Source organism: Paenibacillus sp. tmac-D7, assembly GCF_006519665.1.
GTDB classification, from domain to species: Bacteria; Bacillota; Bacilli; order Paenibacillales; family NBRC-103111; genus Paenibacillus_G; species Paenibacillus_G validus.
Genome location: NZ_VIDW01000004.1, coordinates 30,961 through 54,812, shown reverse-complemented (window position 1 = coordinate 54,812; position 23,852 = coordinate 30,961). Strand labels below are relative to the sequence as shown.

The window sequence follows — 23,852 nt, the reverse complement described above, 5'->3', positions numbered from 1 at the left end:
ATTCATGCTAAAGAGCATTACAGATCTCAGCGCTGCCAGGCTGAAATAGGTAATGCTTTTTGGCTTGCCTGCTTTTTTCGTACGATTCGTACGAAAAAAATACGGTTTTTGTTCCTATAACGGTTCAAATATTTGTATTGTTAGTTTCAATAATTAGGTATAATAGGATTAAGCGGAATTTTATAACATCACTATTGAATGCGCTTACATCATATCGTGTTTGTCATGTCCGACCGTTATGATGTGCAGCGGCAAGTTCTCTCCCAAGCCATAAGTGTACAGTCTCTTCTGATGCTACGTTGGATGATCTGGATTTAATAATCTTACTTAGGGAGCGGAGTTATGAAAGCTGCGGATTTAAAGCTATCTCAATTTTACAAAACTGCTTTCGGGACGGAAGATTCCCAGTTTGAAAAAATGATTACGATTCCTACCTCGGCGTTAGGCACCTTGCGCAAAGAACTGATTGAAACATTGGGTCCTGAACAAACGAAAGGATTCCTGCTTCGTCACGGCTGGCATTGCGGGGTCAGCGACGCTTTAAAAATGAAAAAATTGGATTGGGACAACAATGAAGAGGCTCTGTACGCCGGACCCAAGATGCATATTTTACACGGTCATTTGGAAGAAGTCATTATATTGCAAAACGATTTCGACTTTGATGAGAAAACGATCCATATGGAAGCGATCTGGAGAAACTCTTACGAAGCCAAAGAACACCTGAAGCTTTTCGGTAAAAGCGATCATGCCGTTTGTCATACGTTAGTCGGCTATGCCAGCGGATACCTCTCCACCATTATCGGGGAGAAAGTAATCGTCATTGAACAAGGCTGTCATGCGATGGGCGACGAGTGTTGTTATTCGGTATGCAAGACCGTCAAGAAGTGGAACGGCGAAGTCGACGATATTTTAAAATATTATGAACCGAGCAGCCTGATCAACGAACTGAATCAAACGTTCGAGAAGCTGAAGATCGAGAGAGACAACTTAAATAAATCGTATCAGGTTCATACCCGGTTAATGAACGAGGTGCTGCGTGAGAACGACTTATCCTCAATCGCGGGCGTGTTGTCTCAAACCGCGGGTCTTCCGGTCATGATTGAAGATACGCAGCAAAAAATACTCGCCGTCTCGGGGATATCCGAGGAGGAAGCGAAGCAGCGTCAAATTCATGACTTGAAAGTCGTTACAAAAACCGAGCTTATGAAAGCGCCCGCAGGCCATAATTTAGTAACTCCAATCTTTTTCCAGCGTAAAATTGCCGGCTATTGCTCCTTTCTATATAATGTGGAACAACCGCAGGAAGTCGATTCGATGATATTGGAACGTGCCGCATTAGCTTGTTCCACCTATATGCTAAACGAACACACGAGGTTTTCCGCCGAGCAGAGGATGAGAGGCAGTTTTTTGGAGGATGTGCTTGCCAGACAAATTTGTACGGAAGAATTGATGAGACGGGCCCACTATCTCGGATTTGACTTAAAACCCCCTCACTTTATGGTAGCCATCCATTCCGAAACGATCAAGAAGACGCTGAACAAAGATCTTAGCGTCATTGACGATGTGGTTAATTCGCTGTCCATCTTCTGCAAGGATCGCCAGATTAATGCGCTCACCGGACAAAAATCGGGAATCATTATCATGCTTCTATCCGGAGGCGATTTATCGAAGATCAGTGTTTTCAAAAAAGAAGTATGCCGGAAAATAGCCGATTTCTTGTCACGCAAATATCCAAACGATGATTTTAAATTAGGAGTAAGCTCCACGGCCCAGCTCATGGAGGATATCACGCAGCTTCACGAAGAAAGCGTAGCCTCTTTAAAGATCATGAAACGCAATTCCAACATCGTGCACTTCGACTCGCTTGGAATCGAGGGCGTGCTGTTCCAGGCGAAAAATGCGGATACGATCGAAAAATTCGTTTATAAGAAATTAGGAAATTTAATCCGGGAAGATAAAAATAAAGACATGGAATTAACGAAAACGTTATTTCACTATTTGAACAACGGATGCAATGTCCATAAAACGGCCAGGGTGATGAATTTCTCCATCAGCGGCTTGCGCTACCGGTTACAGCGCGTCAATGAAATTTTGCAATCGGACATTAATCGGCCGAACGTGACGTATCAGATCTATTTGGCGCTTCACTCGTTGATTGCTCTGGGCGAGCTGGACATCGACGTTGAAGTGGAAGAGGGATCCGAACTATAACACGATTCGTACGAAGATTGTTCATTAAATCATCTCAAGTTGCGACGGTACCGTTGTAGGATAAGAACCCGCATTGTCCTATGATGATTACAATACTGACAAGGGAGTTGAACACGCATGGACGATCGCACATTTCGTAATGCCATGGGTAAATTCGTAACAGGAGTTACGGTCATCACGACGGGCGCGGGGGAAGAAGTGCACGGTATGACAGCGAATGCATTCTTGTCCGTTTCTCTAAACCCCAGACTCGTTCTGATCTCGATTGGGGAGAAAGCCAAAATGCTGGACAAAATCAAGGAATCCGGCCGGTATGCCGTAAGCTTCCTGGCAGCGGACCAGCAGGAAACCTCCATGTTGTTTGCGGGACAAATCAAAGACGGACGTACGTTGGATTTTGAATGGTTTGACCGAATGCCGGTCATTAAAGGCGCTTTGGGGCATTTGACCTGCCGTGTCGTTTCGGAGCATGTCGTCGGCGATCATACGTTGTTTGTAGGGGAAGTCTCCGATATTCAGTTGAATGAGGGAGAACCGCTTATTTACTTTCAGGGCAAGTACCGGGAGCTTGCATCCATCAACGAACAAAGGCTTTCGTCCTGAGGAAATTTCCATTGAAAACGGTGGAGCTCACTTCCTGTCAACCGCCTTCCCGCCAAGGCAAAGAGCCGTCGGTCATGGCGTTAGGCTTTTTTGACGGTGTGCATATCGGTCATCAGCGCGTAATTCAAACGGCGAAGCAAATTGCCACAGAGAAGAGACTGAAGCTTTCGGTCATGTCTTTCTTCCCTCATCCGAAAGAGGTTTTGGAAGGCAAGACGGTTTCCTATTTAACGCCGGCAAATGTAAAAGAGAGCATTTTTGGTTCGATGGGCGTCGATACGCTCTACCTTGTCAAATTCGATCTCGCTTTGGCGAAGATGAGCCAAGCCGAATTTATCCGGAACTATGTTGTAGCGGCGGGAGCCGAGCACGTCGTTGCAGGTTTCGATTTTACTTACGGCTACCGGGGCAGCGGAAACATGCAGACCATCGCTCAAGATGGTAAAGGCTGCTTCGAAGTGACGGAAATACCGAAAGCGGAATTGTTCGGTCAAAAAATCAGTTCGACGCTTATTCGGGAGTCGCTTCTTCAAGGAAACGTCCAGCTTGTCACAGCTTGCTTGGGTAAATATTATGAGACGGCAGGTCGGATTAGCGAAGTACGGACGGTAGGACAACGGGGACAGGTTATCGTTCAAGTGGTCACGATGCCCTATTTTACACTCCCCGCTAGCGGCTTGTATGAAGTGCTCGCCGAAATCGGGGGTGCAGTCAGTCACGGCATTGCCCGCAGGAAAGAAGGGTCGGACGTTATTGAATTAAAGCTGAAGCCTGTGCGGGATATCGTTTGTCACAGTCCCGTTTCGTTGAAATGGGTGAAGCCCGTTTCCGAGTTCATTTTTCGCCGGACGCTTCGGATGAAGAAGCTGGAGAAGGATCGGCCCGGCGGTTATTCCGGCGATGGTTTTGCAAGCGATTACAACGCGGATGCCGATTTTCCGGGTGACCGGGTTCGGTAACTTGCAACAAACTTTAGGGAGGAAGGATATGACCAGTCCGTTCGCATATACGATTCATACCCCGGCATCCATGAAACCGGGAATCACCTATCCAGTAGTCTTTGCCCTGCACGGCATCGGTTATACGGAGAAAGACATGATATCCGTCATCGAGGAGTTGAATGAAGAGCTCATTGTAATCGGTGTCAGGGGACAGCGCCCCTATGAGAACGGGTATGCCTATTATTATCTGAAAGGCTACGGAAACCCCGAACGCGAGCAGTTTGACGAAAGCGTGGGCATGCTGGATCGTTTCATCGACTATGCGGCGAACCGGTACCCGATCGACCGGGAACGCATGTATTTGCTCGGCTTTAGTCAAGGCGCGATCTTGAGCCTGACCTTGGCATTGCGGCTTGGAAAAAAAATAAAGGGCGTCCTTGCCATGAACGGCTACATCCCATCCTTCGTGAAAGAAGAGTACCCGATTCAATCGACGGATCATCTGTCCGTATTCCTGTCGGACGGCCAGGACGATCCTATCTTCCCCCCTCATATCGGGGAGGAAAGCTATCAATATCTCAAAGAGAGAGTCGGTTCTATTCGGTACCAAACGTACGCCGCCGCGCACGAAATTTCAGACGCGAACCGGGAAGACGCGGTCGCGTGGATACGGATGGAGGTTACCCGTTGAAATGGAGCATTCTCGGCGAGGCGGGCGCGTACGTTTACAAACTAATGCGGGATCGGGGGTACAGGACATGCGGAAAGTGAAAGCGGCCATATTAGGCTCTGGAAATATCGGTACGGATTTGTTGATTAAGCTTGCGAGGTCACCGTTCTTGGAGCTAACCGCGATGATCGGGATCGACCCTTTGTCAGACGGACTAACGAGGGCGAGAAATTTAGGTTACGCCACGTTCGACGGAGGTTTGAAGTCATTTTTGGATGAGGCTCCCGACCTGGCGGATATTGTGTTTGATGCCACCTCGGCCAAAGCGCATATTCGTCACGCGAAAATGCTCAAAGAAAAAGGCAAGATGGCCATCGATTTAACGCCGGCCGCCGTGGGACCTTATGTGGTCCCGTCCGTCAATTTGGGAGAGCATCTGGATGCAGACAATATTAATTTGATCACGTGCGGGGGACAAGCGACCATTCCGATCATCCATGCCATCCATAAAGTTGCGCCGGTGAGCTATGGGGAAATTGTGGCTACTATCGCATCCAAAAGCGCGGGACCGGGCACAAGGGCGAATATCGACGAATTTACGGAGACGACCTCTCACGGGATCGTACAAATCGGCGGAGCGAAGAAAGGCAAAGCCATCATTATTTTAAACCCTGCTGAACCGCCGATCATGATGAGGGACACCGTATATGCGCTGGTGGAAGGTCAAGTGGACGAAGCCGCAATAACGGCCTCCATTCAGGAAACGGTGGCCTCCATTCAGTCCTATGTGCCCGGATACCGGCTTCGCACCGAGCCGATCTTTGACGACAACAAAGTTACCGTATTCATTGAGGTCGAAGGGGCGGGCGATTATTTGCCCAAGTACTCCGGAAATCTCGACATTATGACGGCTGCGGCCGTGAAGGTTGCGGAAGAATTTGCGAAGAGCCGATCTTCCCGATCCGCCGTGTAACGGACAAGAAAGGGGAGAACGACATTGAAACCCGTTCAAAAGTTAACGATAACGGAGGTCGCGCTTCGTGACGGAAGCCACGCCATCAATCATCAGTATACGCTGGAACAAGTCATAAGCGTGGCCAAGGCGTTGGATGATGCGAATGTTCCATATATTGAAGTTTCACACGGGGATGGACTTGCAGGCTCATCTCTGCAGTATGGATTGTCGCGGACGAATGAAATGGAGTTAATCGAAGCCGCCGTATCCGTATGCGCCACATCCCAAATCGGGGTGCTCCTGCTCCCGGGCGTAGGAACGATTCAACAATTAAATGAAGCCGCGAAGTTGGGCGTCGGCATGGCTCGCATTGCTACGCACGTGACGGAAGCGGATATTTCCGCACAGCACATCGCCAGGTCCAAGGAGCTGGGTCTTGTTACCGTCGGTTTTTTGATGATGTCGCATATGGCGCCGGTCGAAACGTTAGTGGAGCAAGCGAAATTGATGGAAAGTTACGGTGCGGATACCGTGTATGTGGTCGATTCCGCGGGCGCGCTGCTGCCGTTTCAGGTGGAGGAAAGAATTCGCGCGCTCAAGCAATCGCTTTCCGCTCATATCGGGTTTCACGGCCACAACAATTTATCGCTGGCCATGGCCAACACGCTTGCAGCCATTCAGGAAGGCGCGACCTGGATCGACGGAAGCGTACGCTGTCTCGGCGCGGGGGCCGGCAATACGCAAACGGAGGTATTGGTCGCGGTGCTGGAGAAGCTGGGCATTGAGACCGGTGTGGATGTGTATAAGCTCATGGATGTAGCCGAAGAGATTGTCGCTCCGATTTTACAAAAACCGCAGGAAATTACGAAGGGAAGCCTGGTGCTCGGTTATGCAGGCGTATATTCGAGCTTCCTCCTCCACGCGCAGCGAGCCGCCTTGAAATTCGGGCTTGATGCCAGGGACATTCTGATCGAATTGGGAAGAAGGAAAGCGGTCGGCGGTCAGGAGGATATGATTATGAACGTTGCCGCCGAACTTGCAAAGTCGAACTATCCACTATCCTCGGTTTAGGGGGAAAGCCATGAACTCAAGCGCCTATCAAGAGCCGATCTACGGATACATATTCGACTATATGGTCGTTGACGGGGACGTGCTGCGCATCGATGAGTTGATTCATCCGAAAGTGGAAGCGGAAATTGCGTACGGCGATACGGTGACGGCGATCTGGGACCGGCTCGGGACGATCCAATTCCGCGTGCAATAATGCAGGTAAGGATATGAAAATAGAGGAGGAAATCAGATGTCAGAACAAGGGTATTTCGAAAAAATCGGAGGTCATCAAGTTTATTTCCACGAGGGTGGAGAAGGGGAGCCGCTGCTCTTGATCCATGGTTCCGGACCGGGAGTATCGGCTTGGGCCAATTGGCGCCCCGTCTATCCCATCCTGTCCAAGAAGCACCGGTTATACGCGCCCGATCTGATCGGCTTCGGCTCGTCGGATAAGCCGAAATCGATTCAATACGGCGTGGACGTTTGGGTCGAGCAGATGATCGCCTTTATCGAAACGAAGAAGCTCGGTCCCCTATCGATTGTCGGCAATTCGTTGGGCGGAGGCATCGCCTTGCATCTCGCCTACCGCCGGCCGGATCTGGTTAAAAAACTGGTGTTAATGGGAAGCGCAGGCATTCAATTTCAATTGACGGAAGGTCTGGACCAGGTTTGGGGATACACCCCGAGCCTTGAAACGATGAAAAAGCTCATTCATTTGTTTTCTTACGACAAACGTTTTGCCGAAAATGACGATTTGGTTCAGATGCGGTACAAGTCCACGTTAAATGAAGAAAACCAGGCTGCTTTCGCCTCCATGTTCCCTGCCCCGAGGCAGCGTCATGTCAACGCTCTGGCTTTAAGCGAGGAGCAGCTAAGGAGCATCGAGGTCCCGGTTCTGCTGTTTCACGGCCGCGAGGATCAGATCATTCCGATTGAGGAGACGAGCTGGCGGCTGTCTCAACTGCTGCCGAATGCGGAGCTCCATACGTTCTCGAATTGCGGCCATTGGACGCAAATTGAAAAAACGGAATCCTTTTGCAAATTGATTGATTATTTTTTGGACACGTAAAGCAGAACCGCGGTTCTAACCCCTGTAAGCGAACATGGAAAAACGACTTAGCCGAAAGCTGGCGTCTGGATGTTATCAGGCGTCAGTTTTTTTGAGTTTAACTTTCCGAAGATCGACACAATAGCATCACATGTATGCCAAGCAGTGGGCGAAATGGTATAATATTCAAGTAGATCGATCATCCAGAAGGAGGACGGTATGAACGGGATTCCGAGGCAATTGAGAGAAAGACGGCGGTCAACTTCCGAATCGCGGGTAAGCGGCGCGGAAACAATACTTGGGAATCGGGTGGGGTGCGTATGATAATGGAAGTGGCGACGTTGCAGGTGAAGCCCGGCTTGGCAAGCGAGTTCGAATCAAGCTTTCGTCAAGCGTCGAAAATCATAACCGGCATGAGAGGCTATATTCACCATGAGCTGCATAAATGCCTGGAGACCGACAACAAGTACGTCTTGCTGGTACGCTGGCAAACGCTGAAGGATCATACGGTCAGCTTCCGTCAATCCCCTGAATATGAACAATGGAAAAGCTTGCTGCATCCTTATTACGATCCCTATCCGACGGTTGAACATTACATCGATATCAAGCTTGACCTCTGACAAGGAAATCCAATAACGGTTACAAGGCATCCGTTCTCTCTAACAGGGAAAACGGCTGCCTTTTTTGCATGTCAAAAAATATGAAAAAATAATTGACAATGATAATCATTATCACTTATTATCAATGTAGCGCTGTTAGTTTCCGGAAACCTTCGCAATCTGCAAATGTTAGACAACAAGAAATATGGGAAGCGATCATTCCCGCTATTGGAGGGAACCATCTTGAGTTCAGTAATCATTGTTTTTGCCAGCATGACCGGGAACACGGAAGAAATGGCCGAGCTTGTCGCCGATGGCGTAAGGGCTGCGGGAATCGAGCCCGTCTTGAAATCAGTCGTGGACGCGAACGCCTCGGAGCTGGAGAAGTACGACGGCGTCTTGCTGGGTGCATATACGTGGGGAGACGGCGATCTCCCGGACGAGTTTCTTGATTTCTACGAGGAAATGGATGACATTCAACTAGCAGGCCGGAAAGCAGCCGTGTTCGGCTCGGCGGACTCTTCGTACTCTCAGTACGGGGCTGCCGTCGATACGTTGATCGCGAAGCTGAAGGAACAAGGAGCCGATGTCGTTCAGGAAGGCTTGAAGGTCGAGCTAAACCCGTCCGGCGACGAGAAGGAAGTGTGCCGTGCTTTTGGCCGGAAGCTGGCGGAAGCGTTGGCGTAACGATGGATGGAAGAGCGATTCGATACTCATCGGATCGCTCTATTTTTGTTATCCGGCGCTGGTGCAAAATTTTCGACAACTATGTATTTCGCAGAGCGGCGCCCTTATGATATAATTCTATTTTAGTTATGCAAAAGTTTGTGTAGGGAGTGAGCAGCTTGGCTCTGATAGTAATGAAATTCGGCGGAAGCTCGGTTGGGGACGCCGAACGGATGAAACGGGTTGCCGGTCGTATTGTGGAACGGCACCGCGAAGGACACCAATGCGTCGTCGTCGTATCCGCTATGGGCGATACGACGGACGATTTGATCGACCTGACAAAGCAAATTTATACGGGCGCACCGCCGGCGCGGGAGATGGATATGCTCCTGTCCACGGGCGAGCAAGTATCGATCGCGCTTTTGTCGATGGCGATACATAGTTTGGGCGAATCGGCCGTATCCTTTACCGGATGGCAGGCCGGGATGATTACCGAAGACGTACACGGCAAGGCAAGAATCACCGATATGAAGCCGGAACGTGTCCGTAAGGCGCTGGATGCCGGCAATATCGTCATTGTCGCAGGGTTCCAGGGCATGACCGAGGAAGGCGAAATTACGACGCTTGGCCGCGGAGGCTCCGACACGACGGCAGTGGCGCTCGCAGCAGGGATTCAAGCGGATGTGTGCGAAATTTTCACAGACGTGGACGGCGTTTACTCGACCGACCCGCGGATTGTTAAATGCGCGCGCAAGCTGAACGAAATTTCGTATGACGAAATGCTCGAGCTTGCGAACCTCGGAGCGGCGGTCTTGCATCCGCGCGCGGTGGAATACGCGAAAAATTACAATGTGCAGCTGGTCGTAAGATCCAGCTTCAACCATAATGAAGGCACGAACGTCAAGGAGGAAGCGACAATGGAACAAGGAATCGTAGTACGCGGCATCGCTTACGACAAGAATGTCGCACGCATCAGCATTTTGGGCGTGGAAGAGAAACCGGGGCAGCTGGCGAAGGTGTTCACGGCGCTGGCGCAAGCGCAAATCGATGTGGATATCATCGTACAAAGCGGCGTTGCTCAAGGAGCGGCTGACTTTTCCTTCACCGTATCGCTCTCCGATCTGGAGAAAGCGCTGCAAACGATCGAAGGCATTCGCAGCACCGTCGGCTTCCGCGAAGTGACGTCCGAGAACAACCTGGTGAAGGTTTCGATCGTGGGCGCAGGCATGGTCAGTACGCCGGGCGTCGCCGCCAAAATGTTCGAGACGATCTCCGATCTCGGCATCAGCATCCTGATGGTCAGCACGTCCGAAATTAAGACGTCCTGCGTCATTGAGAACGGCCGCCTGAACGAGGTTGTCCAAGCCCTGCACACGGCTTACGGCCTTGACACCGATACGACCGTATTCGTCGGCGGTCCTTCGGAACGCCGTTAACACCGGCTGCACTAACGGAACTTATCGAATAAGAACGTGAACGCCTTGAGCAAAAAGGCGGTAATCCCGGCGGCCATTAACGGGCCGACCGGGATTCCTTTTAAGAACACGATACCGATAATCGAACCGATTACAAGACCCACAATCATTTGCGGGTCTATTTTTAATAACTCCAATCCTTTGCTGTTCATATAAGTCGCAACGGCTCCCCCCAGCAGGGCGAGTATGCCGGGCCAAGTCGTAAACATCGAGGTGACGTCCTTGATGGATATTTTCTCGCTTGCGAACGGCACAAGAACCCCCATGGTCAAAAACAACAGCCCCAGCTCCAGCCCTCTCCGTTCAATCGTCGGGAGGTATCGCTCCAGACTGATCAGCTTCACAATCAACAGCACGCAAGCGGCCGTCGTAATAATGTGGGACCGGCCCAGCAGTCCGATAATGATAAGCGCAACCAAGAGAATATCCCCGTTCATATGCAGGCCCCTTGTCCGGAAGTGTCTTCATTTATGTGTATGAGCGCAGGGCCTTTTTAGAACAAGCTTGGCGGGGAACCGTTAACTAAGCCTCCAGGCGGCCATGCCGTACCATGGGGGCAAGGTCCAGCACATGGGTTTGGGCACAGTGGACCACATCGTCATGGAAACCGATCTTGGTCAGCCGTTTGCCGTTCGCGCACGTCAGTAGCGCGTCTAATAGCCGGTCCTGCACGTTCCGGTACGCCTGCAGCATGGCTAAACCGAAGTCGTCCACGTAGGCAGGTGCGTTCGGCCCCGTCAAGTTTCCGCGGATCGCTCCTGCCGCATGGAGCCGCAGCAGCTCATCGATCAGCAGACCCGCGCACAAGCCGTCCTCCAGCGCAAAGACATCCTGCGTGCCGGCACAAACGATGACGATGTCGCCCGTCAGGTTGGCCGCTTTGCGCGCACAGGCGGCGGCATTCAGCATACAGCCGATCAAAATATGACTCGCTTTCGCCGCCTTCTGAATCGCCCGTGTGCCGTTTGTCGTCGTCATGATGACCGTTTTGCCGGTGACAAGCTCGGGGGTATACTCCAGCGGGGAGTTCCCCAGATCGAAGCCCGGTATTTTTTTGCAAAATCGTTCGCCGCCGAGCAGCTCGTCTTTCCCCTGCATGCTCTTGGCTTGATTGACGGTCTCAACGGGGACGATGGTCCGGCATCCGTTCGCAAGCGCGGTCAGCATCGTGGAGGTCGCGCGCAGCACGTCGATGACGATGACGGTTTTGTGCTGCAGCTCTTCGGTGCGCGCTTCGTTTACGCTGGATATGACATGAATGTGCACGGCCTGTTGTCACTCCTTGCCTAAATTTGGTAATACCAGCTCACCACAGGCGCAGCCTCAACGTTAGCTTCGGCCGCCACCGGCGCAGCATCCGATACGTCAGCCTCCCCGGCCAGCGTATCGGAGCGAAGTCCGCGGCGCAGCGCTTCAAGCGAGAACAGATCGGCCGGCGCGATATTTCCGAGATGAATGCCGCTGCCGAGCCGCTTCAATAAATGAACCTGCTGGTCTTTGTGGGGCGCTTCCCACAACAACAGTTCCGGACTGGGCACCCCGCTGAGCACGAGCTCGATTTCCTCATCCTTACAGCTGCCGTCTTCGTTGTATATCCCTATTCCTTTGCCGGATTCCCGGCCTTCGATCGTAATGAGCGCCGCCCCGAGCTCGGAGTCGATCGTCACGGTCTCAACCAGCTCCTCCAGTTCAATAGCGGAGCCCCAGCCTTTCTTCCCGTATTCCGTAATAACCGTCAGCCCCGCATCTACACCGCGCCGAATCAAATCGCTTCTGACCCCGCGCGGAACATGGATCGTACCGTCGGAAATTTCTATCCCGTTAAAGCCCAGATAGGCAATCATATCAAAGAAATGATCGATGTTTTGTTGGACGATCGCGACTTCGAGGAACGTGCCGCCGGGGTACACGAGAATGTTGTGCGCTTTGGCCATCTCGATTTTTTTCTTCAGCAATGCCGTTTTATAAAGCGGAGAAGTGCCGAAACCGATTTTCAGCATATCCATGTAGTCGCCTGCCGTCTGCAGCAGATCTTCGATCGCATGGAGTCCGAGCCCTTTGTCGATTACCATCGTTTTGCCCGCAATGCGCGGTTTGCTCGTACGCTGACCGGTCGGGTCGCAAAGCTGAAAATGCCATTGCAGCGGTGTTCTAACCTCCATTACTTATCGCCTCGCTGTATAAATAATAAAATTCATGAAACATCGTATGCATTTCCTGCTGGGGTTGTGCCCGGATAGCCTAAAAGCAGACGAGCTTGCATACAGTGATAAGGAAACCAGGGGATGGGGTGAATTCCGTGTCAATGATCAATAAAATTGTGCTCAGCATGGCGACGATCCGCGTATTATCCGGCAGTATCGAAATTTTGGCGGCGCTTCTTATGCTGCGCTTCAACCAAATTGAGAAGGCGCTGCTGGTCAACTCGGGGCTGGCGCTCGTCGGACCGCTCGTGCTGCTGACGACAACTACGATTGGGTTGGTCGGGATGGCCGACAAACTTTCGGCCGGAAAGCTGCTGTGGGTGCTTGCCGGGGTGAGCTGCATTTTTATCGGAATCTTAAAAAAGTAAATCTGTCATAATTCAGTAGATATGGCATACACATGATTGTAAAAGATGGACAGGGAGGCTCAAAGATGCAATCGATATTGCCTTTCTTCTCCGCTCCGCTGCGGCACATTCTAGCAACTCTAGCAACGGGGCTGCCGCCTGGCCGGACGCTTCAGGAAATTCGCATCCGTGAAAATCGGCCGCTGGAGGTCGTCTGGGGACCAGGCCATGCCTTCGTCACCGCGGAAGGTGCGACGTGCTCCCGGACGGAACAAGCTTATCATCCGACCCGTCAAGATTGCGCTTTGCTGCTGGAGCTGTTAACGCAGCACTCCATGTATACGTTCGAGGAGGAGCTCAAGCGCGGTTACATAACGATTCAAGGCGGTCATCGGGTCGGCTTATCCGGCAGAACGGTGGTCGAGCATGGACATGTGAAATACATCAAGGACGTCAGCGGCTTCAACATCCGTCTTGCTCGGGAATGGAAGAACGCGGCCCAACGGGTGCTGCCCTTCCTGCTTGAACCGCGGACCGGACAAGTGCTGCGGACCTTGATCGTATCGCCGCCGCAGCAGGGCAAGACAACGCTGGTGCGCGATATCGCGCGGCAGCTCAGCGAGGGCTTCGCAAGCGGCGAAGGGTCGACGCCGTCCAGAGCGTTCAAAGTCGGCATCGTCGATGAGCGGTCGGAGATCGCCGCCTGCGTGCGGGGCGTTCCGACCTTTGACGTCGGCCCGCGCACCGACGTGCTGGACGGCTGCCCGAAGGCGGAGGGGATGATGATGATGATCCGCTCGATGTCGCCGGAGGTGCTGATCGCCGACGAGATCGGCCGGGCCGAAGATGCGGCGGCCGTACACGAGGCGCTGCACGCCGGGATCGCGGTCATCGCCACCGCACACGGAAGGGACGCCCAGGATGTCAAGGGGCGGCCGATTCTGAAGGAGCTGGTGGCGGACGGCGTCTTCGAACGCTTCGTGGTGCTGTCGCGCGCACCGGCAGCCAACGCTGGCGCGGGAGCTCCGGGCACGGCGGTGTACGACGCCCAGGGCAAGCGGCTGGACGAGCGGCTTGCGCTGCGTGGAGGCGTCAGCCTATGAGACGGGCCGGTACGCTGCACAGGCGGAAGCGGGGAAGCCCGCCATGCTGAAGCTGCTCGGCGCGATGTTGATCTTGCTCGCGGGCACGCTGCTCGGGTTCTTTCAAGCTTCACAGCTGGCGAAGCGGCCCCGTCAAATCGCCGACCTGATCAGGATGCTGCAGCGGCTCGAAACGGAGATCCTGTACGGCTTCACCCCGCTGCCCGAGGCGCTGCGCTGCACGGGGCAAGCTTGCGCGACCGCCGTCGGCGCGTTGTTCGTCCGGATGGCGGCGGAGCTGGGACAGACCGCGGGACGACCGGTTCAGCAGCTCTGGGGGGAGACGCTAACCGCCGGTTGGCGCGAGCTGTCGCTGGGCCGGGGGGAGAAGGAGATCATGCAGCAGCTAGGCGCTACGCTCGGCCTAACCGACCGGGACGATCAAGTGAAGCATTTGCGTCTGGCCGTCAACCAACTGCGCGGAGAAGAGGAGCTGGCCAAAGACGAACAGCAGCGATACGAGCGGATGTGGAAGAGTCTCGGCTTGTTGATGGGGGCGCTCGTCGTCATATTGATGTACTAGCTCCGATTTGGCCAGTGAAGGGATAGGTTCAAGAATGAGGTGCCGCACATGAACGTGGACGTTAATGCGATATTTCAGATCGCCGGCATCGGCATCATTATCGCGATGATTCATACTGTGCTGAAGCAGATGGGTAAAGAGGATATGGCCCACTGGGTCACGGTCATCGGGTTTGTCGTCGTGTTGTTCATGGTCGTCAGTCTGCTCGACAACCTGTTTAAAGAAATCAAGACGATTTTTTTGTTCCAATAGGCGGGTGCGGCCATGGAAATCATTCAAGTGGTGGGACTTGCGCTCATCACGACAGTGCTGGTGCTGATCATCAAAGAGCAGAAGCCGATGTTCGCGTTTTTGCTCACGGCGTTCACGGGCATTACGATCTTTCTGTTCCTCATCGGGAAAATTTCAACCGTGATCAGCGTGCTGGAGGAGCTTGCGAATAAAGCGGAAATTAATACGATTTTTCTGAAAACGATTCTGAAAATTATCGGCATTGCCTACATCGCCGAATTCGGCGCGCAAATCGTGCGGGATGCCGGCCAGGAAGCGGTCGCTTCCAAGATTGAGCTGGCCGGTAAAGTGCTGATCATGGTCATGGCCATTCCGATCGTATCCGTCATCATCGAAACGGTCGTCAAGCTGCTGCCGGCTTAAGCGAGCGTTACCCGAGCAAAACCAACCAGGAGATGAAGCTCATGCTGCTGCCTAATCGTCGCCTTTCGCCGCCAAGAAGCGAGCTGCCGCTGCAGCGCCGCCCTTCCGCCGCCGAGATGAAGCGATGGCTCGTTGTCGTCGCGGTGCTGACGGTGCTCCTGTTGTCGGGAGGCGTCGGGTACGGCTGCTCGGACCTGACCGGCTGCGGAGCGCAGGTACAGGCCGCCACGCCCGCCGATGAGCTGGTGCGCCAGCAGGCGGAACGGCTGCCGCTCGATCAAGTGGAACAGTTTTGGAGCGGCTTGATGAAGCAGTACGGCGGTTATTTTCCCGACAGCAAAGCCCCGACGTTCATGGAGCTGCTGCTCGGCGCCAAAAACTTCAGTATAGACAGCGTGTTCTCCGCCCTGTTTCGCTACTTTTTTCATGAATTGCTGTATAACGGCAAGCTGCTCGTCTCCATCGTCATTCTCACGATTTTCAGCATGCTGCTCGAGACGCTGCAAAGCTCGTTTGAGCGGAACGCGGTCAGTAAAATCGCTTACGCGATTTCGTTTCTCGTCCTGATGATTATGGCGGTGAACAGCTTTAACGTAGCGATCGGTTACGCCAAATCGGCCATATCCGACATGATACACTTCATGATCGCCGTCGTGCCGCTGCTGTTGACCCTGCTGGCGTCGATGGGCAACGCGGTATCCGTAACGGTGCTTCACCCGCTGATCGTGTTTATGGTGCACGCGGTCGGCACGGCCATCTACTTTCTGGTGTTTCCGCTGCTATTCTTCTCCGCCGTGCTGCACATCGTCAGCTCGTTGTCTGACAAATACAAGGTCACACAGCTGGCGAACTTGCTGCGAACGATCAGCCTGGGCTGCTTAGGTTTATTCATCACCGTATTTCTGGGTGTCATTTCGGTACAGGGCGCAACCGGAGCCGTGGCGGACGGCGTGACGATCCGTACGGCCAAGTATATCGCAGGCAACTTCGTACCGGTTGTCGGCCGTCTGTTCTCCGACGCTTCGGAGACGGTCATCGGCGCTTCGCTGCTGGTGAAGAACGCCGTCGGTTTGGCCGGCGTCGTCGTCATCTTGGTGCTGTGCGCTTTCCCGGCGCTGAAAATAATGGCGTTAGCCTTCATATATAACATCTCGGCCGCCGTCATGCAGCCGCTCGGCGATAACCCGATGATTACCTGCCTGGAGACCATTGGCAAAAGCATGATGTATGTATTCGCCGCTTTAGCCGTCGTCGGACTGATGTTTTTTCTCGCGATATCGATCATCATCGGCGCCGGCAACGTCTCGGTCATGATGCGCTGATCCGGAGCCCAGCGAAGGAGGGAGAACGCTTGGACTTTTTGAGCGGTTGGCTGAAGTCGGTCGTGCTGGTCATCCTGATCGCCACCTTCGTCGACTTGCTGCTGCCGAATCAATCGATGCAGCGCTATGTGAAGACCGTGATCAGCATGTTCCTGCTCTTGACGCTGCTCCAGCCCCTGCTAAGCCTGCTTCGCTCCGATGCGGCGCTGGACGAACGGCTGGCGGCAGCGCTGTCGCCCGACCTGGCGGCGGTGTCAGGCGGCGAGATGGACTCGCTCACGGCCATCCGGCAGCGCGCCAATGCCCTGCAAGCGAGACAGTTCGAGCAAACGTCGGCGCTCGTTGAGAACCAAGTGGAAGAATTGATGAAACGCAAGATTGAACAATCGGCCGATGTGGACGTACGGAACGTTCAAGTCGTGACGGCGCCCGACGAGACCGGACAGCCGGTGATCCGGAAGGTCACGCTGCAGGTGGCGGAGGGGCGTCCGGCCGAACTCCCGAATCAGGCACGGGCGAAGCCGGTCGCTGCGATGGAAACGGTCAAGCCGATCGAACCGGTGGTCCCTGTGGCCGACATTCGAATCTCGGACGGTTCGGCTGCAACCGCAGCAAGATCAGTGCCGCAATCCGCCTCGTTCGGACCCGATAAAGAGCCGCTATCCCCGGCATTGCTGCAAACGAAGACGCAAATTATCCGGATGCTGGAGCAAGATTGGCAGCTGACGCAGGAACAGATCGAACTAACGCTGGAACCGGCCCCGGGGAGGTGAAACGGTGGGAGAAGACAAGAAAGGTTGGTTGTCCTGGTTCAAGGGAGGCCCCGGCGGTCCGAAGCGGATGCAGACGTTTCGCCTGCTGCTGCTGCTTGGGCTCGTCGGAGCGGCGCTGATGATCATGAATTCGTTCATCACGGTGAAGGATGTCGATCCGATCAACGAAGGGCGCGGGTCACCGCCGGATCAGGCCGAAGCCGCGTTCGGCTCCGGAAGCAAGGAGCAAACGGGCTTTCGCGAATATGAAGAAGCGTATCAATCGCAGCTGCGGGACATTTTGACCAAGATCGTGGGGGTCGGCGAGGTTGAGGTGCTGGTCACCATCGACTCGAGCGAAGAGATCCAGGTAGAGCGCAACACGAACGAAACGCAGCAGGTAACGAACGAGAAAGACCAGCATGGGGCAACCCGGCATATCACGAATGTGTCCCGGAACGGCGAAGTGGTGTTATACGAAGTATCCGGGGGCAAGCAGCCGCTGATCGTCAAGACGATTAAACCGAAAATCCGAGGCGTGCTCGTCGTTGCCAAGGGGGCGGAAAATCTTACGGTCAAAAAGATGATCGTCGAAGCGGTGGAGCGTGGACTCGATGTTCCCGCGCACCGGATCTCAATCCTGCCGCGCAAGCAATAAATAAACGTCTTTCAAATACGAACGATGAACTCAAGGAGGAATGAACACATGAATTCCAGAAGACAAACGATTTGGTTGGTATCGATGCTGAGCTTGATGGTCGTCCTCTCCGCCTACTATTTATTCACGGAAGACGTGAACGAGCTGGAAGTGGCGTCAACCGGGGTTAAAACGAACGAGATCGTCGTGAACACGGGTCAATTGGATGTGAAGCAGCCGGAAGCGGCCGATGCAAAAACGGACGCAGCTCCCGCCGCCGATACGAAAGCGGACGCCGCCAAAACGGATAACGCCAAAGCCGGCGATCCTAAAGAGAGCAGCACGAAAACCGATACGCCTTCCTCCGACACTGCGAAAACGGACGACAAAGCGGCGCAGCCCGTGTCGAATACGGGAACGGACGCTTCGAGCGAAGAAGCTAAAATCTTACAAAAAATGCAAGCGACTGCGACATCCGGCACCGATTTCTTCCTCAGCGCCCAAATGAAGCGCAATGAAGAGCTGACGAAGAAGGTGGAAAGCTTGATGACGATTATCACCGATCCGAAACAAACGGCGGAAGCCGCGGCCAAAGCTCAGGAAGAATACAACAAGATCCAGGACATGGAAGCGAAAGTAACCAGTCTGGAAGATATCCTCGGCGGCGACTTCCCGCAGGTCGTCGTCACGCAAGACGCGAACAAATGGAAAGTTACGGTGCAGTCGAATAAATTGGAACGCAGCCAAGCCGTCAGCATTGTCGATAAAGCCATGCAGGAGCTCGGCGTTCAGGCGGATCAAATTTCCGTCGTCATGAAGCCTTAAATCATCGGTGACAGAGTCCGCTCCCGCGGACTCTTATTTATTTGGAGTAACAGAATGAAGTACAAGTTAAGAGTGCGTGCGTATATCTAACTGATATGGTGCAGGGGGATGGCTAATCCTTTTGAAATGACACATCATGTATCTAATGTTTTTTGGATGGAAGACCATATTTAGTATAAATCATAAACAAATGGTAGATATTGCAAAGGGATCAGGAATTTCGACAGCTGAAAATATGAAGTAGAACCAAGTACTAATAAGTTCTTCCCTTCAAATTATATTGTGATATAATAACAACGTCGTTTGTTTCACATCGCCAGCGGCGAAGATTGCCTTCCATGGATCGCCTGCTGCGCGCCAGATGCCCAAAGGAGTGAATGCACTTGTTTAAGTTAAGCGAAATCAAAGAATTGATCAAGCTTGTGGATCAAAGCTCTTTGCAAGAACTGGAAATTGAAAGCGAAGGCTCGCGCCTTTTCATCCGTAAACCGAATAAAACCGAACAGGTTGTCGTGACCGCGGCTCCGGCCGCTCCTGTGTATGCGCAAGTGCCTGCCCCTCAAGCGGCGGTACAAGCCCCTGCAGCGGAAGCGCCAAGCGCGTCCAAACCGGCGGCAGCCGACTTAGGTCTACATACAATCGTGTCCCCGATGGTCGGCACGTTCTATGCCGCTCCATCGCCGGGCGCCGCTTCGTTCGTATCCAAGGGCAGTGCGGTGAAAGAGAAAACCGTCGTTTGCATCATCGAAGCGATGAAGCTGATGAATGAGATCGAAGCCGAAGTGAAGGGCGAGATCGTAGAAGTGCTCGTGGAGAACGGACAGCTTGTGGAGTACGGGCAGCCGTTGTTCCTGGTGAAACCGGAGTAAGTAGGAGGAGAGCCGCATTGAAGTTTCATAAAATTTTGATTGCCAACCGCGGTGAAATTGCGGTACGCATCATTCGCGCTTGCCGCGAGCTCGGCATTACGTCGGTTGCGGTCTACTCGGAAGCCGACCGCGACGCGCTGCACGTCCGCTTGGCGGACGAGGCCTATTGCATCGGACCCACGCTGTCCAAGGACAGCTATTTGAATTACACGAACATCATGAGCGTGGCGACGCTGACGGAAACCGACGCGATCCATCCGGGCTACGGATTTCTCGCGGAGAACGCCGATTTCGCAGAAATATGCGAAAGCTGCAATATAACGTTCATCGGTCCTTCCCCGGAAGCGATCAGCAAGATGGGCGACAAATCCGTCGCCAAGCAAACGATGAAAGAAGCCGGCGTACCGGTCATTCCGGGCTCCGACGGGTTGGTCGAGGATGTGGAAGAAGCAATTCGTCTCGGCCGGGAAATCGGATACCCGATCATCATTAAAGCGACCGCAGGCGGCGGGGGCAAGGGCATTCGTTTAGCCGACAATGAAGAAATGCTCATTCAGCAAATTACGGCCGCCCAGCAGGAAGCGCAGAAGGCGTTCGGCAACGCCGGCGTTTATTTGGAGAAATATTTGACCGGCATGAAGCACGTCGAGATTCAAGTGCTTGCCGATAAACACGGCAACGTTGTCCACTTGGGCGAGCGCGACTGCTCGGTGCAGCGACGCCGCCAGAAGCTCGTCGAGGAAGCGCCATGCCCGATCCTGACGCCGGAAATTCGCGAGGCGATGGGTGAAGCGGCGGTGCGTGCGGCGAAAGCGGTTAACTATTCCGGCGCAGGAACGCTTGAGTTTTTGCTCGGCGCGGACGGCCAATTTTATTTCATGGAAATGAACACCCGGATTCAAGTGGAGCATCCCGTAACGGAGCTTATCACCGGAATCGATATTATAAAAGAAATGATCCGCGTCGCCGAAGGCGAGCCGCTTTCGTTTACGCAGGAAGACGTGAAGATCGACGGTTGGGCGATCGAATGCCGCATTAACGCGGAGGATTCGGAACGCAATTTCATGCCGTCGGCCGGGCAAATCAAGTTTTACTTGCCGCCGGGCGGCTTCGGCGTTCGAGTGGACAGCGCCGCTTATCCGGGCTACACGATTCCGCCGCACTACGATTCGATGATCGCGAAGCTCATCGTCTGGGGCAAAAATCGCGATGAGGCGATCCAGCGAATGAAGCGCGCGCTTGCCGAATTTGCCGTTGAGGGCGTACATACGACAATTCCATTCCACCTGAAGCTTCTGGAGCATAAGAAGTTTTTGGCGGGCGATTTTGACATTAAGTTCCTGGAAGAGCACGACGTGAACGACCCCAACTCGTAATATTGCCGGTTCATTGTCATATTTTTGTCCAAATGGTATAGTATACAATACAGACAAGGGTCGGGCTGGCATCAGAACCAGTCGCTAATTCGGGCAAAAGTGAAGGACTACCGACGATCGTATGTAAATTGTTGTGAATGAAGCCGTTTTTGCCTCAGCAAAAACTTGGAGGAGGACCTAACCATGAGTATAGTTGCTGCCGATTACGAAAAGACCGACATGGGTACGATTCAAATTGCTCCTGAAGTGATTGAGATCATTGCCGGCATGGCGACCATCGAGGTTCCCGGCGTTGCCGGTATGAGCGGCGGTTTCGCCGGCGGGATCGCGGAGCTGCTCGGTCGCAAAAATTTGTCCAAAGGCGTAAAGGTTGAAGTCGGACAGCGCGAAGCGGCGATCGATGTTTCCGTCGTTATCGAATTCGGCACCCGGATCCCGGAGGTGGCGAGCGGCGTGCAGCAGAACGTCAAACACGCGATCGAATCGATGACCGGCTTAAGTGTCGTTCAGGTGAACGTGCATATCCATGACGTTATTTTTAAAGGTGCGGAGAAGCCGCCGGAAGAGCCGGAAACGAACACGCAGCGCGTTAAATAAACGATCATAGTCAGGTTGAACCCCCTTACGTTCACGTCTGGGGGTTTCCTCCATACCTGCGAAAGGAGCCCGATCCCGTGGCCAAAGTACTCGACAAACTGCTGTTGTTTATTTTTAGTATCGTCGTACTCCTTGCATCATTCGTCCTGCTCATTGCGGCATTCGGGCTGATTCCTTTGAACGATGCGCAAAATTTTGTTCATGACGTATACAACGAGATTAACGTCGCCGTTCCTTTCATTATTGTCACGGCTGTCGTTCTGCTGCTCGCCGTTCGCTTTCTGTACTTGTCGGCGCGGCGCGGCAAATCGTCCGTGCCTTCGATCGATCAGCGGACGGAGTTCGGGGATATTCGCATCTCGCTCGATACGGTTGAGAATTTGTCCCTGAAGGCGGCTTCCCGCTCTCGCGGCGTTCGAGACCTGCGTGCCCGTGTCAAAGTGAACCAAGCGGGCCTTGAGATCGTCATTCGGGCGATTGTGGACGGAGAAACCCCGATTCCGGCGTTGACGGAAGAAATGCAGGCGAACGTGAAACGGCATATCGAAGACATCACCGGCATTCCCGTGGCGTTCGTGTCCGTGTTTATCGCGAACATTCAGCAATCGTCCCCCACGTTCAAAAGCCGGGTGGAGTAGAGGGGAGTGTCCCGCATGTGGGTGCAAATCTGGGAGCGGCTTCTCGAACAGCACAGAGGGAAGACCTTCGGCGTCATCGCCGGGGTGGTGCTGGGCATCATTTATTTGATCTTCGGCTTGTTTCATATGTTAATCTTTGTCTTGATCGTATATACTGGATATTACATAGGGAAAAAGTTGGACCGGAACGAGCCGGTGTTTCCCGCAGAAGACACTTGGCGTAGGCTAATGGACAAATGGAGACTGTTCCGCTAAAATCCTTGGGAGACGCCCAAGGATTTTTTGTCGGGCGAAGGATTGTAGCCGGGACAAGCGACCCAACAGGAGGATTTTCATTACATGAGACGAAGACTGGCAAGGGAACTTGCCCTACAAAGCTTATACCAGATGGCCATGAACGAAGTGAGCACAGGCGATGCCGTCGATCACGTCGTGGAGGAAGCGAGAGGCGAGGACGAAGGACAGCTGACGCGGGAGAAGGATCGAATCTCCGAGCAAGACGTCAAGGAGCTGGTCGAAGGGACGCTTAGCCACAAGTCGCAAATCGACCATCTGCTTGTGGACTATTTAAAAGGCTGGCAAATGGACAGGCTGTCGAAGGTGGACCGCGAAATTTTACGCTTGGCCACCTATGAGATGGTGTTCCGCGACGATGTGCCGCCGAAGGTTGTCGTGAACGAAGCGATCGAGATGTCCAAAAATTTCGGAACGGAAGAGTCGGGGAAGTTTGTCAACGGCGTGCTGGGCAAAATGATCAAAGATTTGGATACGCTTCGCGGTCAATCGTCATCGCCAGAAGCTTGATATGATTCGAGCCAACTCAGAGCGAAGCCTTCATCGTAAAGAAAGTTCGGAGAAGACGAAAGGGGAACGTAAGCGATGTCTGCACATGTGATTAACGGTAAGGAGCTCGTCGGCGCCTACCGAACCGAAATTAAAGATCAGGTCGACCGGTTGATCGCCCAAGGGGTGAAGCCCGGTCTTGCCGTCGTCATCGTCGGCGAAGACCCGGCTTCTCACGTCTATGTGCGCAACAAGAACCGCGCATGCGAAGAGGCGGGCATTCACTCTGAAGTGTACAAGCTGCCGGAAGCAACGTCAGAGAGCGAGCTGCTTGCACTGATCGCCAAGCTGAATGCGGATAAGGCGATTCACGGCATCCTGGTGCAATCGCCGCTGCCGAAGCAAATCAACGAAGAACGGGTAGTTGAGGCGATTGCCCCCGAGAAGGACGTCGACTGCTTCCATCCGGTCAACGTCGGCAACCTGATGATCGGCAAGCCGGGACCGGCGCCTTGTACGCCCGCAGGCGTGATCGAGATCTTGAAGAAGGTCGGCGTGGACATCGCCGGTAAGCATGCGGTCGTCATTGGCCGCAGCAACATTGTCGGCAAGCCGATGGGCATTCTGCTGCTTCGCGAGCATGCGACGGTTACCACCTGCCATTCCCGCACGAGCAACCTGGAAGAGATTACGAGCCAAGCGGATATTCTGATTGCCGCTATCGGCAAGCCGAAGGTGATCAAACGCCGGCATGTGAAGCCGGGCGCCGTGGTCATCGACGTAGGTGTGAACCGGCTCGATACGGGCAAGCTGTCCGGAGACGTCGACTTTGACGATGTGGTCGATACGGCAAGCGTGATTACGCCGGTGCCGGGCGTCGTCGGACCGATGACGATCACCATCCTTCTGCGCAATACGCTGGAAGCGGCGCAGCGGGCGGCCGGTTTGCGCGCAGTGCATTAGCC

Annotated in this window: 29 protein-coding genes and 1 pseudogene; 27 read left to right on the top strand and 3 right to left on the bottom strand. The window is 53.5% G+C overall.

Features of this window, described 5'->3' with window-relative positions; all coding sequences use genetic code 11:
- The first annotated feature begins 342 nt into the window (after positions 1–342).
- The 11 genes and pseudogenes from FKP33_RS04205 (at position 343) to FKP33_RS04155 (ending at position 10,179) form a co-directional block, all read left to right on the top strand.
- Positions 343–2,211 (top strand): XylR N-terminal domain-containing protein, encoded by a 1,869-nt coding sequence (locus FKP33_RS04205; protein ID WP_141333995.1) that lies wholly within the window; start codon positions 343–345, stop codon positions 2,209–2,211.
- Positions 2,212–2,328: 117 nt separating this feature from the next.
- Positions 2,329–2,814: a flavin reductase family protein gene (locus FKP33_RS04200; protein ID WP_054795213.1), complete on the top strand. Its 486-nt coding sequence runs from the start codon at positions 2,329–2,331 to the stop codon at positions 2,812–2,814.
- 20 nt (positions 2,815–2,834) lie between these two features.
- Positions 2,835–3,773, top strand: a complete 939-nt coding sequence (locus FKP33_RS04195) for an FAD synthetase family protein (RefSeq protein ID WP_258313371.1) — start codon at positions 2,835–2,837, stop codon at positions 3,771–3,773.
- A gap of 28 nt (positions 3,774–3,801) precedes the next feature.
- Positions 3,802–4,446, top strand: a complete 645-nt coding sequence (locus tag FKP33_RS04190) for an alpha/beta hydrolase (protein WP_127605524.1) — start codon at positions 3,802–3,804, stop codon at positions 4,444–4,446.
- A 67-nt stretch (positions 4,447–4,513) separates the two neighbouring features.
- Positions 4,514–5,398: an acetaldehyde dehydrogenase (acetylating) gene (locus tag FKP33_RS04185; RefSeq protein WP_127605522.1), complete on the top strand. Its 885-nt coding sequence runs from the start codon at positions 4,514–4,516 to the stop codon at positions 5,396–5,398.
- A 24-nt stretch (positions 5,399–5,422) separates the two neighbouring features.
- Positions 5,423–6,451, top strand: a complete 1,029-nt coding sequence (gene dmpG / locus FKP33_RS04180; protein WP_141333993.1) for a 4-hydroxy-2-oxovalerate aldolase — start codon at positions 5,423–5,425, stop codon at positions 6,449–6,451.
- Positions 6,452–6,479: 28 nt separating this feature from the next.
- A pseudogene (locus FKP33_RS04175) lies at positions 6,480–6,584 on the top strand (4-oxalocrotonate decarboxylase); the annotation flags it as partial.
- Between the two features lie 96 nt (positions 6,585–6,680).
- Positions 6,681–7,499, top strand: a complete 819-nt coding sequence (locus FKP33_RS04170; protein ID WP_127605518.1) for an alpha/beta fold hydrolase — start codon at positions 6,681–6,683, stop codon at positions 7,497–7,499.
- A 299-nt stretch (positions 7,500–7,798) separates the two neighbouring features.
- Entirely contained in the window at positions 7,799–8,098 is a 300-nt protein-coding gene (locus tag FKP33_RS04165; RefSeq protein ID WP_127605517.1) for an antibiotic biosynthesis monooxygenase family protein, read from the top strand.
- A gap of 222 nt (positions 8,099–8,320) precedes the next feature.
- On the top strand, positions 8,321–8,764 hold the full coding sequence (locus tag FKP33_RS04160) for a flavodoxin (protein WP_054795208.1): 444 nt from the start codon (positions 8,321–8,323) through the stop codon (positions 8,762–8,764).
- 158 nt (positions 8,765–8,922) lie between these two features.
- Positions 8,923–10,179, top strand: a complete 1,257-nt coding sequence (locus tag FKP33_RS04155; RefSeq protein WP_141333992.1) for an aspartate kinase — start codon at positions 8,923–8,925, stop codon at positions 10,177–10,179.
- Positions 10,180–10,190: 11 nt separating this feature from the next.
- Here FKP33_RS04155 and FKP33_RS04150 read toward each other — a convergent pair whose 3' ends face one another.
- The 3 genes from FKP33_RS04150 to comA all read right to left on the bottom strand — a co-directional run bounded on the left by FKP33_RS04150 (position 10,191) and on the right by comA (position 12,380).
- A complete protein-coding gene (locus tag FKP33_RS04150; RefSeq protein WP_054795206.1) occupies positions 10,191–10,655 on the bottom strand; it encodes a DUF441 domain-containing protein in 465 nt (154 codons plus the stop codon).
- An 85-nt stretch (positions 10,656–10,740) separates the two neighbouring features.
- Positions 10,741–11,484: a 2-phosphosulfolactate phosphatase gene (locus tag FKP33_RS04145; RefSeq protein ID WP_141333991.1), complete on the bottom strand. Its 744-nt coding sequence runs from the start codon at positions 11,482–11,484 to the stop codon at positions 10,741–10,743.
- 20 nt (positions 11,485–11,504) lie between these two features.
- Positions 11,505–12,380: a phosphosulfolactate synthase gene (comA, locus tag FKP33_RS04140; RefSeq protein ID WP_141333990.1), complete on the bottom strand. Its 876-nt coding sequence runs from the start codon at positions 12,378–12,380 to the stop codon at positions 11,505–11,507.
- Positions 12,381–12,523: 143 nt separating this feature from the next.
- Here comA and FKP33_RS04135 point away from each other — a divergent pair, with 143 nt between their 5' ends.
- From FKP33_RS04135 to folD, 16 genes are all read left to right on the top strand, one after another.
- Complete coding sequence (locus FKP33_RS04135) at positions 12,524–12,790, top strand: YqhV family protein (RefSeq protein WP_127605511.1); 267 nt, start codon at positions 12,524–12,526, stop codon at positions 12,788–12,790.
- Positions 12,791–12,855: 65 nt separating this feature from the next.
- On the top strand, positions 12,856–13,872 hold the full coding sequence (spoIIIAA, locus tag FKP33_RS04130; protein WP_141333989.1) for a stage III sporulation protein AA: 1,017 nt from the start codon (positions 12,856–12,858) through the stop codon (positions 13,870–13,872).
- Positions 13,873–13,915: 43 nt separating this feature from the next.
- Complete coding sequence (gene spoIIIAB, locus FKP33_RS04125; protein WP_141334063.1) at positions 13,916–14,434, top strand: stage III sporulation protein SpoIIIAB; 519 nt, start codon at positions 13,916–13,918, stop codon at positions 14,432–14,434.
- A 48-nt stretch (positions 14,435–14,482) separates the two neighbouring features.
- A complete protein-coding gene (spoIIIAC, locus tag FKP33_RS04120; protein ID WP_127605509.1) occupies positions 14,483–14,686 on the top strand; it encodes a stage III sporulation protein AC in 204 nt (67 codons plus the stop codon).
- 12 nt (positions 14,687–14,698) lie between these two features.
- Positions 14,699–15,088, top strand: a complete 390-nt coding sequence (gene spoIIIAD, locus FKP33_RS04115; RefSeq protein ID WP_054799647.1) for a stage III sporulation protein AD — start codon at positions 14,699–14,701, stop codon at positions 15,086–15,088.
- Positions 15,089–15,204: 116 nt separating this feature from the next.
- Positions 15,205–16,410 carry a stage III sporulation protein AE gene (spoIIIAE, locus tag FKP33_RS04110; protein ID WP_141334062.1) on the top strand — a complete coding sequence of 402 codons (1,206 nt, stop codon included), beginning with the start codon at positions 15,205–15,207 and terminating at the stop codon, positions 16,408–16,410.
- A gap of 29 nt (positions 16,411–16,439) precedes the next feature.
- Complete coding sequence (gene spoIIIAF, locus FKP33_RS04105; protein ID WP_181410039.1) at positions 16,440–17,183, top strand: stage III sporulation protein AF; 744 nt, start codon at positions 16,440–16,442, stop codon at positions 17,181–17,183.
- Positions 17,184–17,187: 4 nt separating this feature from the next.
- A complete protein-coding gene (gene spoIIIAG / locus FKP33_RS04100) occupies positions 17,188–17,820 on the top strand; it encodes a stage III sporulation protein AG (RefSeq protein WP_054795202.1) in 633 nt (210 codons plus the stop codon).
- Between the two features lie 48 nt (positions 17,821–17,868).
- The gene (locus FKP33_RS04095; RefSeq protein WP_141333987.1) at positions 17,869–18,624 is read left to right on the top strand and encodes a SpoIIIAH-like family protein; all 756 of its coding nucleotides are present in this window, start codon (positions 17,869–17,871) and stop codon (positions 18,622–18,624) included.
- A 383-nt stretch (positions 18,625–19,007) separates the two neighbouring features.
- The gene (accB, locus tag FKP33_RS04090) at positions 19,008–19,493 is read left to right on the top strand and encodes an acetyl-CoA carboxylase biotin carboxyl carrier protein (RefSeq protein WP_054799649.1); all 486 of its coding nucleotides are present in this window, start codon (positions 19,008–19,010) and stop codon (positions 19,491–19,493) included.
- Positions 19,494–19,510: 17 nt separating this feature from the next.
- Positions 19,511–20,869, top strand: a complete 1,359-nt coding sequence (accC, locus tag FKP33_RS04085; RefSeq protein WP_141333986.1) for an acetyl-CoA carboxylase biotin carboxylase subunit — start codon at positions 19,511–19,513, stop codon at positions 20,867–20,869.
- Between the two features lie 183 nt (positions 20,870–21,052).
- Positions 21,053–21,466 carry an Asp23/Gls24 family envelope stress response protein gene (locus FKP33_RS04080; RefSeq protein ID WP_127605501.1) on the top strand — a complete coding sequence of 138 codons (414 nt, stop codon included), beginning with the start codon at positions 21,053–21,055 and terminating at the stop codon, positions 21,464–21,466.
- Positions 21,467–21,543: 77 nt separating this feature from the next.
- Positions 21,544–22,104, top strand: a complete 561-nt coding sequence (amaP, locus tag FKP33_RS04075; protein ID WP_054795199.1) for an alkaline shock response membrane anchor protein AmaP — start codon at positions 21,544–21,546, stop codon at positions 22,102–22,104.
- A gap of 15 nt (positions 22,105–22,119) precedes the next feature.
- Positions 22,120–22,359 (top strand): DUF2273 domain-containing protein, encoded by a 240-nt coding sequence (locus tag FKP33_RS04070; RefSeq protein WP_054795198.1) that lies wholly within the window; start codon positions 22,120–22,122, stop codon positions 22,357–22,359.
- Positions 22,360–22,443: 84 nt separating this feature from the next.
- On the top strand, positions 22,444–22,908 hold the full coding sequence (gene nusB / locus FKP33_RS04065; RefSeq protein WP_054795197.1) for a transcription antitermination factor NusB: 465 nt from the start codon (positions 22,444–22,446) through the stop codon (positions 22,906–22,908).
- 75 nt (positions 22,909–22,983) lie between these two features.
- Positions 22,984–23,850, top strand: a complete 867-nt coding sequence (gene folD, locus FKP33_RS04060; protein ID WP_127605499.1) for a bifunctional methylenetetrahydrofolate dehydrogenase/methenyltetrahydrofolate cyclohydrolase FolD — start codon at positions 22,984–22,986, stop codon at positions 23,848–23,850.
- The last annotated feature ends 2 nt before the right edge of the window (positions 23,851–23,852 follow it).